Source organism: Streptomyces sp. NPDC001889 (assembly GCF_053594535.1).
Window position 1 is genome coordinate 169,310 of the sequence record NZ_JBSFER010000003.1, and the last position, 13,176, is coordinate 182,485.

At 72.4% G+C, this 13,176-nt stretch carries 9 protein-coding genes and 2 pseudogenes; 8 read left to right on the forward strand and 3 right to left on the reverse strand.

From position 1 onward, the window contains the following. Positions 1-63 precede the first annotated feature (63 nt). Positions 64-717 carry a leucine efflux protein LeuE gene (gene leuE / locus ACWCRA_RS04245; RefSeq protein WP_351555168.1) on the forward strand — a complete coding sequence of 218 codons (654 nt, stop codon included), beginning with the start codon at positions 64-66 and terminating at the stop codon, positions 715-717. Positions 718-816: 99 nt separating this feature from the next. On the opposite strand, the gene ACWCRA_RS04250 is transcribed toward leuE, so the two are convergent. From ACWCRA_RS04250 to ACWCRA_RS04260, 3 genes are all read right to left on the reverse strand, one after another. After that, complete coding sequence (locus ACWCRA_RS04250) at positions 817-1,449, reverse strand: CBS domain-containing protein (RefSeq protein ID WP_351555165.1); 633 nt, start codon at positions 1,447-1,449, stop codon at positions 817-819. Between the two features lie 246 nt (positions 1,450-1,695). Next, positions 1,696-3,096 (reverse strand): alpha-2,8-polysialyltransferase family protein, encoded by a 1,401-nt coding sequence (locus ACWCRA_RS04255; RefSeq protein ID WP_451066822.1) that lies wholly within the window; start codon positions 3,094-3,096, stop codon positions 1,696-1,698. Then, positions 3,096-4,070, reverse strand: coding sequence for a glycosyltransferase family 2 protein (locus tag ACWCRA_RS04260; protein WP_351555159.1), 975 nt, complete (start codon positions 4,068-4,070; stop codon positions 3,096-3,098). Before ACWCRA_RS04260 ends, ACWCRA_RS04255 begins: the two co-directional genes overlap by 1 nt. A gap of 187 nt (positions 4,071-4,257) precedes the next feature. On the opposite strand from ACWCRA_RS04260, the gene ACWCRA_RS04265 reads away from it, so the two are divergent. The 7 genes and pseudogenes from ACWCRA_RS04265 to ACWCRA_RS04295 all read left to right on the forward strand — a co-directional run bounded on the left by ACWCRA_RS04265 (position 4,258) and on the right by ACWCRA_RS04295 (position 13,104). Next, the gene (locus ACWCRA_RS04265) at positions 4,258-5,580 is read left to right on the forward strand and encodes a DUF6716 putative glycosyltransferase (RefSeq protein ID WP_351555156.1); all 1,323 of its coding nucleotides are present in this window, start codon (positions 4,258-4,260) and stop codon (positions 5,578-5,580) included. A gap of 17 nt (positions 5,581-5,597) precedes the next feature. Next, a pseudogene (locus tag ACWCRA_RS04270) lies at positions 5,598-6,030 on the forward strand (acylneuraminate cytidylyltransferase family protein); the annotation flags it as partial. Between the two features lie 836 nt (positions 6,031-6,866). Beyond that, positions 6,867-7,595 (forward strand): annotated as a pseudogene (locus tag ACWCRA_RS04275) (HAD hydrolase family protein); the annotation flags it as partial. 38 nt (positions 7,596-7,633) lie between these two features. Continuing rightward, positions 7,634-8,566, forward strand: coding sequence for an N-acetylneuraminate synthase family protein (locus tag ACWCRA_RS04280; RefSeq protein WP_351559830.1), 933 nt, complete (start codon positions 7,634-7,636; stop codon positions 8,564-8,566). An 82-nt stretch (positions 8,567-8,648) separates the two neighbouring features. Beyond that, a complete protein-coding gene (locus tag ACWCRA_RS04285) occupies positions 8,649-9,680 on the forward strand; it encodes a hypothetical protein (protein ID WP_351559831.1) in 1,032 nt (343 codons plus the stop codon). Between the two features lie 266 nt (positions 9,681-9,946). Then, the gene (locus tag ACWCRA_RS04290; protein ID WP_351559833.1) at positions 9,947-11,185 is read left to right on the forward strand and encodes an amidohydrolase; all 1,239 of its coding nucleotides are present in this window, start codon (positions 9,947-9,949) and stop codon (positions 11,183-11,185) included. Between the two features lie 878 nt (positions 11,186-12,063). Beyond that, entirely contained in the window at positions 12,064-13,104 is a 1,041-nt protein-coding gene (locus ACWCRA_RS04295) for a BMP family lipoprotein (protein WP_351559153.1), read from the forward strand. Positions 13,105-13,176: the final 72 nt, after the last annotated feature.

Below are 13,176 nucleotides of genomic sequence, written 5' to 3' on the forward strand. Positions count from 1 at the left end.
GCGCGACTCCTGTGGCACAGAACACAAGAGGGAGTGTCGTACCCGTGTGCGACACTCCCTTTCATGCTGGGTGTCACCGATTTGCCGACGTATCTGGCGGGGCTCGTACTGATCGTTCTGCTGCCCGGACCGAATTCGCTCTATGTGCTCTCGGTCGCGGCCCGGCGCGGCACCCGCAAGGGATACACCGCCGCCGCCGGCGTCTGGTTCGGGGACATGGTGCTGATGGTGCTGTCGGCCGCCGGTGTCGCCTCCCTGCTCCAGGCCAATGAGCTGTTCTTCGGGATCGTGAAGTTCCTGGGCGCCGGGTATCTGGTCTGGCTGGCGATAGGGATGCTGCGCGCTGCCTGGGCGATGTGGCGGGCCAGGAACGAGCCCCCCGCCGAGGCCCCGGCCGCCGACGCGGCGACCACCGAGCGCCCGTTCCGCCGGGCGACGGTGATCAGTCTGCTCAACCCGAAGGCGATCCTCTTCTTCGTCGCGTTCTTCGTGCAGTTCGTGGACCCGGAGTACGCCTATCCGGCGCTCTCCTTCGCCCTGCTCGGGGGCCTGCTCCAGATAGCGAGCGTTCTCTATCTGAGCCTGCTGATCTTCACCGGCACCCATCTGGCCGCCGCCTTCCGCCGCCGCAGGCGGCTGACCGCCGGGGCGAACTCGGCGGCGGGCGCGCTCTTCCTGGGGTTCGCGGCGAAGCTCTCCTTCGGCAGCGCGGTCTGAGACCCCGCCCCGCTCACTGATCCGGCCCGAGATCCGGCCCCGCTCACCGATCCGGCCCGAGATCCGGCCCGAGATCCGGCCCGGTCCGGAAGAAACCCCCTAGGACCGCTCGGCGCCGGGTGCCGCACCCTCCGGGGCGGTGTCGTCGTGCCGGTAGTCCAGCCGGTCGACCACCTCCACCACGCCGTCGACGCTCTCGCAGAGCCGCACGAACACCGGCAGCACGCTGCGGTGATCCACCGTCCCGCTGAGCGTGACCCGGCCGTCCGCGACATCCACCGTCAGGGCGGACGGGGAGAGCCCCAGAGTCCGGGTGAGGACATCCTCCAGGATCTCCTCCTGGATCGCCCGGTCCCGGCGGAGGAAGAGCTGGAGCAGATCGCTCCGGCTCACCACCCCGGTCAGCCGGCCCGAGCCGTCCACCACCGGCAGCCGCTTGATCCGGTACTCCTCCATCACCCGCGCCGCGCGCACCACGCTCCACTGCGGCTCGGCGACGATCGCCGGGCTCGACATCAGCCCCTCCGCGGTGCTCGCGGTCGTCCGGGAGGTCTGTCTGCGGAGCAGATCCGCCTCGGAGACCACCCCGACCGGCCGCTCGTCCTCGTCGACCACCGGGACGGCCGTGATGCCGTACTCGTCCAGCAGCCGCGCGATCTCCTTGAACGCCGTCCCGCGCTGCACACTCACGGCGGTGGGCGTCATCAGGTCGGCGACCCTGCGGTGCCTCATGGCTCGCCAGCCCCTTCCAAAAGTCCTGCTCGGAATGGTATGCCCACAAGAGTGTCGAGTGCGGCATCCCTCCGCCCAGAGGCCTTGGACCCCACTTCGGGTGGAGCGGGCGGTGCCGGGGCCGGGGCTGTTCCGGCCGCAACCTCCGGCGGCCGTCCCGGAGCCCTCCCGGCCGGTCTGCGGCGGGGGCTTCCACGGGACATTGGACGGCGCCCGGCCTCTTTACGGGAGACGGGCGCCGCCGGATCAGCGTAGTGCCGCTCGCCGCAGGCGGCGAGCCCTGCGCACGACTTTTCTCAGCGCGGCGCCCCGGGGGACCGGCAGCCCTCCGGGCAGACCCAGCGCGGTGAGCCGCCGCCGTTTGAAGTACCGCAGCACACGGTCGTCGGGACGGGCCGCGAGAAACGCCTCCGCGTCCGCGCGCAGATCCGGTCTGATCCCCGACTGCATCGCGAAGCCGACCGCCCTCACCAGCCCGGCCAGTTCGCCCGGTCCGGCGGCGACACCCGCCCCGTGCTCGTCCAGGATCTCCGGGACCACGGCGTCCACGATCGTCAGCGGTATCCGGTTGCTGTTCTGGTACGGGGTCAGCCGGTCCAGCAGCGGTTCGGTGCCCACCCGGGCCACCGGGATGCCGTAGAAGGTCCCCGCCGTCAGCAGCGCCGTCGAGAAGCAGCCCACCACCAGCGACGGCCGCGTCCGCCGGTAGACCACCTCCGCCAGCAAGGGGCTCTCCAGCACCGTCAGTTCCGCGCCCAGCGCCCCGGCCTCCTCCACCAGCGCCCGGGTCCAGGACGCGGGAGCCGTCGGGTGGGGCTTGAAGACGATCCGGCGGTGGCCCCGGGCGGTGGCCCCGCGCACCATCCGCAGATGCAGCTCCTCCTCCTCCTCGGGGGTGAGGATGCCCAGCGCGGCCAGATACTGCCCCAGCAGCAGCGCGGGCCCCTCCGGGTCCGCCGTCCGTGCTGTCTCCGATGTCTCCGATGTCTCCGCCGGCTGTGCCTTCTGTGCCTTGTGTGCCGTCTCTCCCGACTCCCGCGGCCCGACCGCGTCCGACAGTTCCGCGATCACCTTGACGAAGGCCTCCGCCGGCACCACCTCCGGCCGCGCCCCGAACTCCTGGAGCAGCAGCGGTTCGAGCCCCGGCACCAGATCGAGGTGGAGCAGCCGCCGCACCCGCTCGCCCACCAGCGGATCGATCCTGTTGCGGGTGGGGCCGTAACTCATCAGCCCGTCCGCGTACACATCCACCGGCGCGTCCGGGAACACCTGCGCGACCGTCAGCGCCGGGGCGACCTGGATCGACTCCACGGCCAGCTCGACCCGGTCCGCACCGAGCCCCCAGAGCAGCCGCAGATACCGCTCCCACAGGGGCAGATCGTCCCGGCGCGGCGACCAGCCGCCGGGATGGAAGGGGGCGATGGCCTCGTTCCACGACACCACCCCGTCGAACCGGTCCCGCAGCCGCTCGAAACCGGGCATCTCGTCCAGGGCCGGAGAGGTCTCCGGGGTCTGCGCGTTGTTGGCGACCAGCAGCAGCCGCCGGCCGGCCGCCGCGAAGGCGCCGCTGTCGAGCGCCGCCGCCAGCGTCGCGGCCCCGTACAGCGAGGACGCGTAGAAGATCTGGGTGACCCGCGCCGTACGCATTAGAGCCCCGCCTCCGCCGTGTGCCGGCGGCGGAGCCTGCGCAGCCGCGACGCCCGTTCGGTGTCCATGGAATCCAGTACGTCCCGCAGAACGTCCTGCGGCATGCGCCGCAGCGCCGCCGCGCTCATCGTCCGCAAGGCCCGTGCCACCGCCGGTTCGAATCGTTCCACCGAGTTCAGATGGTGCGCGATGACCGCGCAGTAGGTGCGCACCGCTTTCGGCAGCAGCTGCGCGGAATTCCGGTCCAGGGCCGTCTCCTCCAGCACCTGGTCGAACGCGCGAATGAAATCGAGCTGCCGGATGTCACCGATCTGGGTCAGGGACGTGGCCACCCCGCGCCGGTAGAAGATCCCGAGCAGGCTGATGACGGCGAAGGATTCCGCGTCCCGGTGCAGCCGCCAGATCCAGGGCCGGTCCTCGGCGGTCCGCAGCCCGTCCGTGAAACGCAGCATCCCCCGGTCGAGGAGCCGCCGGTGGTACATCCCCGCCCACGCGAACGGGTAGTCCACCGCCGTCGACCGGTCGGCGGGCAGGATCACCTCGCGCGGGCTCAGCACCACGCCGCGCCGGCCGACCGGGGCCCGGCGGACCGTGCGGGACCTGGCCGTGCACTGCACATGGTCGGTGCGGACGAAGTCGCAGCCCAGTTCCTCCTGGGCGGCGAGCAGCCGGTCGAAGTGACCGGGCGCGAGCCAGTCGTCGCCGTCCAGGAAGGCGAGATACTCCCCGGCCGCCGCGTCGAGCCCGGCGTTGCGCGCGGTCGCGAGCCCGCCGTTGCGCTCCTGCCGGATCAGCCGGGCCCCGGGGATCTCGCGCTCCGCGCGCTCCAGGATCTCCGCTGTCCCATCGGTCGAACAGTCGTCGACCAGCAGGAATTCATAATCGTCCCGGGTATTCGACCGAAGACTTCTGAGGGTGTCGGGCGCATATGTCCGCACATTGAAGAACGGCACGATGACGGAGAGCTTGACCACCCGGGTGAGATTAGATCGCCGTCCGGCATTCGCGCTGACCACTGTGCGGACAGCGGGTGAACGGCGGGCGACGAAGATGTTCACTTCCGGGTGCCCCGGCGGCACTCCCCATTCGTAGGCGCGCTGTTAACCCGCTGTTGCGATCGCGTTGGGCCGTCAAACCGAATGGCTTTCTAGCGTCCTCGATGTGCCATCACCTACCAGCGGCGCCCTGCGCACAGCGGTAATCGCCGATTCCGACACCCGGTGGAAATGGGGCGCGCTCACCGCCCGCCGTATCGCCCCCGGACCCGTCCGGCTCACCGGCTTTCTGCTGCGCGGACGGGCCACCCCCACACCCCGTCAGCTCGCCGAGGTCGGCGCGGACGCGGACGCGATCCACGAGGTGACCGCGGCCGGCTTCCTGCGGGCCTGCGCCGACGGCGACGAGCCGTACGACGTGATCGTGCTCGCCCTCGTCGGCGGCGGGGTCCAGGCGCTGCTGCACGGGCTCGCCGCGCTGAAGCGGGAGCGCCGGCCGGTCGTCGTCACCGGCTATGTCGGAGTCGTCTACGAGAAGCTCGCCGACGGACTGCTGCTGCGGCACGGCGCGGATCTCGTCCTCGCCAACTCCCGCCAGGACGCCGAGCGGTTCCGCGCGGTGTACGAGGGCATCGGAGCGGACCCCTCCGCCGTCACCGAGGCCGCGCTGCCCTTCCTCGGCGGTACGCCCCACCGGCCCGAGGCCGGGCGCGACACCCTCGTCTTCGCGGCCCAGCCGTCCGTCCCGGTCACCCGCGCCGACCGCGCCCATCTGCTGGACCGGCTCGTCGGCCACGCCCGGCTCCACCCGGGCCGCGAGGTGCTGCTGAAGCTGCGCTCCCGGCCCGGCGAGCACACCACCCACCTCGAAGAACTCCCCTATCAGCGGCTCGCGGCGAAGCTGCCGGGCGGACTCCCGCCCAACCTCCGGCTGGTGTACGGGCACATGGGCGAGGTCCTCGACCGGACCGATCTGCTGGTCACCGTCTCGTCCACGGCGGCGCTGGAGTCGCTGCACCGGGGCATCCCCACGGCGATCCTCACGGACCTCGGGGTGCGCGAGACCCTCGGCAACCACCACTTCCTCGGCTCGGGGCTGCTGACCTCTTTCGACCGCATCGACGCCGGGCACCGGCCGGTACCCGACCCGCGCTGGCTCGCCGCGCAGGGGGTCGCGGCGGACGGCACCTACGCGAGGGCCTTCGACACGGCCCGTGACCGGGTCGCCGGGCTGCTCGCCCTGGACCGGCTGCCGCCCATCGCCCCGTACTACACCCCCACCACCGCGCCCGGCTATCTGCCCGGCATCCTCGCCCGCCACCACCTCGCCCCCGACGGAACGCCGTCGGCGGGCACGGCGGCGGAGCGGCCGGAGCCGAGCGGTGTACGGAGGGTGGTGCGCGACGCCGTCCAGGGGGCGGCGCGCGGGGCGTACCGGCACGGGGTGCAGCGGGTGGCACCCGTGATCCGACGGGTGGGACAACTGTGACAAGGGAGCAGCAGCCGATGACCGTTCTCGCCGTGATCCCCGCCCGGGGCGGGTCCAAGGGAGTGCCGGGGAAGAACCTCGCGCGGGTGGGGGGTGTGCCGCTGGTGGTCCGGGCGGTGCGGGAGAGCCTCGCCGCCCGGCGGGTCACCGATGTGGTGGTCTCCACCGACGACCCGGACATAGCGGCGGCGGCGCGGGACGCGGGCGCGGGGGTGGTGGTGCGGCCGGCGGAGATAGCGGGGGACACGGCGACGAGCGAGGCGGCGGTGCTGCACGCGCTGGACGCCTTCGAGGAATCGAGTGGGCGCAGGGTGGGGGTGGTGGTGCTGGTGCAGTGCACCAGTCCCTTTCTCACCCGGGGGGATGTGGACGGGGTGGCCGCGGCGGTGCTGGACGATGGCGCGGACACGGCGGTGACGGTGTCCCCCTTCCACGGCTTCCTCTGGCGCCCCCACCCCGCCGGCCCCTCTCAGCCCCCGGCCCACCCCGGACCTGCCGGGCAGCCCCACCCCGGACCTGCCGAGCCCTCTCAGCCCCCGGCCCACCCCGGGCCTGCCGAGCCCTCTCAGCCCGCGGCCCACCCCGGGCCTGCCGGGCAGCCCCAGCTGGTGGCCCACCCCCGCCCTGCCGCCCCCTCTCAGCCCGCCGAGCCCCCTCAGCCCGTCCGGCGTTTGAGGACGGACCCTGTGCCGGGGGACCCCGTATCAGCGGATTCCCAGCCTGCCGGGCCCCCTCAGCCGGTCCGGCGTTTGAGGACGGACCCTGTGCCACAGGACCCCGCACAGTGCGGGCCCGGGTCGGGGGCCAGCCCCCGAACCCCCGCTCCTCAATCGCCGGAGGGGCTGGGTGGTGCGGCTCAATGGCCGGAGGGGCTGGGTGGTGCGGCTCAATGGCCGGAGGGGCTGGGTGGTGCGGCTCAATGGCCGGAGGGGCTGGAGGGTGCGGCTCAATCGCCGGAGGGGCAGGAGGGCGCGGTTCGAGCGTCGGAGGGGCTGGGGGGTGGTCCGTCGGCGCCCCTGGACGGCCTGGGGGATACGGCTCCGGCGGCGCCGGAAGGTGCGGCTCGTGCGTCGGCAAGGCTGGAGGGTGTGCCCCTGGACGAGCCGGAGGTTGCACCTCGTGCGTCGGCAGGGCCGGAGGGTGTGCCCTCGGACGGGCCGGGAGGTATGCCCTTGGACGGGCCGGGAGGTATGCCCCTGGACGGGGCGGGGGATACGGCTCCGGCGAGGCCGGAGGGCGTGCCCGTGGACGGGCCGGGGGGCGCGGGGCCCTCGGGGCGCGGGATCGGCGGGATCGGGGTCAATCACACCCCCGCCTCCCGCCCCCGCCGCCAGGACCGCCCCCAGGACTTCCTGGAGACCGGCGCCGCCTACGCCATGACCACCCCCGGCTTCCGCACATCCCACCACCGCTTCTTCGGCCGCACCGCCCTCGTCCCCACCGACCCCGCCCGCGTCCTCGAAGTGGACGACCCCCACGACCTGGCCAGGGCCCGCGCCCTCGCCCCCCTCCTCGACACCCCGCCGGAGGCGCTCCCCACCCGGGGCGACATCGACGCCGTCGTCCTCGACTTCGACGGCACCCAGACCGACGACCGCGTCCACATCGACGCCGACGGCCGCGAAACCGTCTCCGTCCACCGAGGCGACGGCCTCGGCATCGACCGGCTGCGCCGGGCCGGCCTCGCCCTGCTCATCCTCTCCAGCGAGCGGAACCCCGTGGTCGCGGCCCGCGCCCGCAAGCTCCGTATCCCCGTACTGCACGGCGTCGACCGCAAGGACCTCGCGCTCAAGCAGTGGTGCGACGAGCACTCCATCGACCCCGCCCGGGTCCTCTACGCGGGCAACGACGTCAACGACCTGCCCTGCTTCGCCCTGGCGGGCTGGCCGGTCGCCGTCGCCGACGCCCATGGCGCCGTACGGGAACAGGCCCGGGCGACCACCACCACCCCCGGCGGCCGGGGCGCGGTCCGGGAGATCGCCACCTGGCTCCTCGGCCCCGAACTGACCCCCTGACCACCCGATCACCCCACCGAAGAATGAGGAAAACCCCCATGAACACCTCCCGACTGCGCACCCTCGGCACCCGCACCGCCGGCCCCGGCCGCCCCGTCTACGTCACCGGCGAGATCGGCATCAACCACAACGGAGACCTCGACAACGCCCTCGCCCTGATCGACGCCGCGGCCGACGCGGGCTGCGACGCGGTCAAGTTCCAGAAGCGCACTCCGGAGATCTGCACCCCGCGCGACCAGTGGGACATCGAGCGCGACACCCCCTGGGGCCGGATGACCTACATCGACTACCGCCACCGGGTGGAGTTCGGCGAGGAGGAGTACCGCTCCATCGACGAGCACTGCCGCAAGCGCGGCATCGACTGGTTCGCCTCCCCCTGGGACACCGAGGCCGTGGCCTTCCTGGAGAGGTTCGACGTCCCCGCCCACAAGGTGGCCTCCGCCTCGCTCACCGACGACGAGCTGCTGCGCGCCCTGCGCGCCACCGGCCGGACCGTCATCCTCTCGACCGGGATGTCCACCCCGCGCCAGATCCGGCACGCGGTCGAGGTGCTCGGCAGCGACAACATCATTCTCTGCCACGCCACCTCGACCTACCCGGCGCAGGCCGAGGAGCTGAACCTCAACGTCATCCAGACCCTCAAGAGCGAGTACCCGAACGTCCCGATCGGCTACTCCGGCCACGAGACCGGCCTCCAGACCACGCTGGCCGCCGTCGCGCTCGGCGCCGCCTTCGTCGAGCGCCACATCACCCTCGACCGGGCGATGTGGGGCTCCGACCAGGCCGCGTCGGTCGAGCCGGGCGGCCTCCAGCGGCTGGTCCGGGACATCCGCACCATCGAGGCGGCGCTCGGCGACGGGGTGAAGCGGGTGTACGACTCCGAACTCGCCCCCATGCGCAAGCTCCGCCGGGTCGCGGGCGTGGTCGCCGAGTCGGACGACACCGCCGACCGCGTGCCCGCCGGCGTCTGAACCACCACCACCACCGCCCCCGGCCGCCCCGCCCAGCCCCGCCCGCCCGCCCGTTCGCGCAGCTCTCTTGAGGTGAACTGAAGTGAATCTCGCTTTCGTCGAGTCCCCGGTCCAGCTCCTGAACGTCCTGGAGTGGGCCCACGCCCAGCCCTACGACCCGCTGTCGACCGGGCTCACGGTCGTCGTGCTGTCACCCACCGACCCCATGTCCCGGGGCCAGTTGCGCCGGATGGCGGAACTGGCCCGGGACGAGGGGCACACGGTGCGCTGGCAGGAGGCGCGCGGCGGGGCGGCGGCGCCGGTGAGGGCCGTGCGCCAGCTCCTCCCGCTGCTGCGCCGCGCCCGCCGGATCGTCATAGGCGACCCCTTCTCGCGCTATGTGCAGCTCCTGCTGACCCTCGTCGGGGAGAAGGATCTGACGGTGGTGGACGACGGCACCGCCACCATGGAGTTCGCCGCCCAGCTCACCCGGGGCGAGAAGCTGGTGCGCTGGCACCGGCGCGGCGCGGGCGGCCCCCGCGAACTGGTGCTCGCCCCGGTCACCTCGCTGGCCCGGCGGCGGCTGCTGCCCTCCCCCACCCGGGCCGTCGAGGTCTTCACCGCGATGCCGGTGGAGCCGCCCGAGTCCCTCGCCGTCACCGCCAACACCTTCGAGTGGACCCGTCTGCGCTTCGGCCCGCCGACCATCGTCCGGGGAGCCGATCTGGTCGGCACCTCACTGGTGGAGACGGGCGTGGTCGATCCCGGCCAGTACGTACGGGCGGTGGCCGGCCTGGCCCGTGCCCACGGCGCCCGCCGCTACTTCGCCCACCGCCGCGAGAGCCCCGACAAGCTCCACCGGCTGGCCGGGGAGACCGGCCTGGAGATCGTCCGCCCGGAACTCCCGCTGGAGCTGGTGGCCCGCCGGGGCCCGATCGGCTCCACGGTCCTCAGCTTCCCCTCCACCGTGCTCCACACCCTCCCCCTGGCACTCGCGGGTACCGGAATCAAGGTGGCGGTCTGCGAGATCGCGCCGGAATGGCTGAGGGAGACCGCTTCTCCGCGCGCCCAGGGCTTCCTGGCGGGTGTCACGGGCACCGCGCGGGGGGTCCAGCGGCTGCCCGCGCCGGTCTGAAGGCCGCCTTCGGACGGTCCGGGGAAGAGCTGAAGGCGATCACCCGGCCCGCCGCCCGCGCCCGGCGCTCCGGCCCCGGGGAGATCCCGCCCCCAGGCGGTGTATTCCGAGGTGGGGTACGGTCGAAAGGCGCGAAAGTTTACCCGGAGAGATCCACAATCATGCACCTTGGGACCGCGATTCTTTCGCCTGTCGGATTGAACTTTTGTTGATCAGCGGTCAGTTGACCCCCGTCTGGCTCTACCCTTCAACAGGTGAACCAACTGATGTCCCGCGAGTCCGAAGCCGACCTGCCCGGGAGCGTCGCACTTCCCGGCACTCTGTCCGAATCGCTGCGTGTCGAGCTGATCGCCTTCCGCCGCGATCTGCACATGCACCCGGAACTGGGCAACCAGGAGTTCCGTACGACCGCCGCCATCAAGGCCCGTCTGGAGCAGGCCGGCCTTGAGCCACGCGTGCTCGCCACCGGCACCGGGCTCATGTGCGACATCGGCCGGGGAACCGGCGAGGAAGGCGGTGGCGACGGTGGAGAAACGCCACTGCTCGCCCTGCGCGCGGACATCGACGCGCTCCCCATCCCCGACACCAAGACCGTCCCCTACCGCTCCACCATCCCCAACCGGGCGCACGCCTGCGGCCATGACGTGCACACCACCGCCGTACTCGGCGCGGGGCTCGTCCTGGCCGACCTGGACCGGGAAGGGCTGCTGCCGAGGCCGGTACGGCTGATCTTCCAGCCCGCCGAGGAGGTGCTGCCGGGGGGCGCGTCCGACGCGATCGAGTCCGGGGTCCTGGAGGGCGTCGGGATGATCGTCGGAGTGCACTGCGACCCCCGGGTCGACGCCGGGACGATCGGGCTGCGGCCCGGACCCATCACCTCCGCCTGCGACCGCCTGGAGGTCTCCCTCGACGGGCCCGGCGGGCACACCGCCCGTCCGCATCTGACCACCGACATGGTCACGGCGGCGGCGAAGGTCGCGACCGAGGTCCCGGCCCTGCTCTCCCGCCGGGTGGACGCCCGCTCGGGGCTCTCGGTCACCTGGGGCCGTATCGAGGCGGGCCACGCCTGCAATGTCATCCCGCAGCACGCCGAGCTGTCCGGGACGGTCCGCTGCCTGGACCTCCCGTCGTGGCGGGCCGCCCCCGATCTGGTGCACGCGGCGATCGACGAGATCGCGACGCTGCACCGGGCGAAGTCGGAGATCAATTACATCCGGGGGGTGCCGCCGGTGGTGAATGACCCGGGGGTCACGGAGCTGCTGCGCGAGGCGCAGATCGCGCGGAGGGGGGCGGGGGCGGTGGAGGACACCGAACAGAGCCTGGGCGGGGAGGATTTCTCCTGGTACCTGGAGAGGGTGCCGGGGGCGATGGCGCGACTGGGGGTGAGGGTGCCCGGGGGGCCGACGAGGCATGATCTGCACCGGGGGGATTTCGATGCGGACGAGCGCGCGATCGAAACCGCGGTCAACCTCTTCACGGCCACGGCCCTCCTCTCCACCCCCTGACCCCCCACCCCCTGGGCCGCCCCGAGCATTCTCAGCCCGTCCGGGGGCACCTCCCAGAGGCAGCTCTGGGGCAGCTTGAGGACGGACCCCGCACCACAGGCAGCCCGCACAATCCCAGCCCGTCTGGGGGCACCTCCCAGAGGCAGCTCTGGGGCAGCTTGAGGACGGACCCCGCACCACAGGCAGCCCGCACAAACCCAGCCCGTCCGGCGATTGAGGACGGACCCTGTGCCACAGGACCCCGCACCCTGCGGGCCACGGTCGGGGGCCAGCCCCCGAACCCCCGCGCCTCAAACGCCGGCGGGGCTGAAAGTGGTGCTGCTCCCATCGCCGGAGGGCTGAGGTGGTGCTGCCCCCATCGCCGGAAGGGCTGAGGCGGCGCGCCCCAACCGCCGGCAGGGCTGGAGTCGCGCGGCCCCATTCGCGACGCCGAGGGCGCCCCCCAACCGCCGCCCGGGCCGGGCGCCCCCCTGGCCCGCCGCCGGGGCCGGGGCCGGGGCGCGCTCCCCCTCCCTGGCCCTCCGGCGGAGCCGCTTCCGCACATGTCACCGACATATGGCCGAAAACGCCACCCCCCCACCCCACGAAATCCCCGTCCACGCCGACCCGTCCGGCGCCGGGGAACACCCCCCGCGCCACAGCCCCCCGCGCCGGGCGCGCATCCGGCGCGCGGGGCGCTCCCCGGGTGGCGGGGAAGATCGCGCAGGTCAGCCCCCAGGTGTGCGCGCGAGGCTACCCATCGTCACGCTCACCCCCCGGTTGCGACGATCCGATAACGACTCATGAACAGGGCTTTAACTGACATCTACGCGCGTTACGATCGCCGCAAAACCAGCGCCGGAAGAGGCGCTTTCGGTCAGTCTCGAAGGGGCCTCCTCTTGCGCCGGGTATCGAAGATCACTGCCGCCTGTATTGCCACCGCGGCCCTCACTTTCACCGCCACCGCGTGTGGTGAAGCCTCCACCGAGTCGTCGGGCGATTCGAAGGGCGAGCTGAAGATCGGCATGGCCTACGACGTCGGCGGCCGTGGCGACAACTCCTTCAACGACTCCGCCGCCCGCGGCCTCGACAAGGCCAAGGCCGACCTCGGCGCCGTCACCAAGGAGCTCACCGCCAAGCACGGCGAGACCCCGGCCGACCGCGAGGCCCGCCTCAGCTCCCTCGCGGAGGGCGGCTTCAACCCCGTCGTCGCCGTCGGCTTCGCCTACAAGGACACGATCGACAAGGTCGCCCCCAAGTTCCCGAAGGTCAGCTTCGGCCTGGTGGACTCGATCTCCGACGCCAAGAACGTCGACAGCATCGTCTTCACCGAGGAGCAGGGCTCCTACCTCGCGGGCGTCGCCGCCGCGCTCAAGTCGAAGGACGGCAAGATCGGCTTCATCGGCGGTGTGGACCTTCCGCTGATCAAGAAGTTCGCCGCCGGCTTCGAGCAGGGCGTCAAGGAGACCAACCCCAAGGCCTCCGTCCAGATCCAGTACCTCACCACCGGTACGGACCTCTCCGGCTTCGGCAGCCCCGACAAGGGCAAGCACGCCGCCCAGGGCATGCTCGACAGCGGCATCGACGTGATCTACGCGGCGGCCGGCGGCTCCGGCGCCGGTGCCATCGAGGCCGTCGCCGCCAAGAAGGGCACCTGGGCGATCGGCGTCGACTCCGACCAGGCCAAGGACCCGGCCCTGTCGAAGTACTCCGCCTCGATCCTCACCTCGGTCGTCAAGAACGTCGACACCGGCGTCTTCGAGCTGGCCAAGTCCGTCAAGGACGGCAAGCCGCTGACCGGCACCCACACGTACTCCCTCGCGGAGGACGGCGTCAGCCTCACCACCACGGGTGACCACCTCAAGGACATCCAGGCGAAGCTCGACGCGGCGAAGAAGAAGATCGTGGACGGCGAGATCAAGGTCAAGACCACGACCTGATCAGCCCGCTGACCGGGGCCCGGGGGGAGCGGCCTTGTGCCGCCCTTCCGGGCCCCGTCGCACGTACCGCGT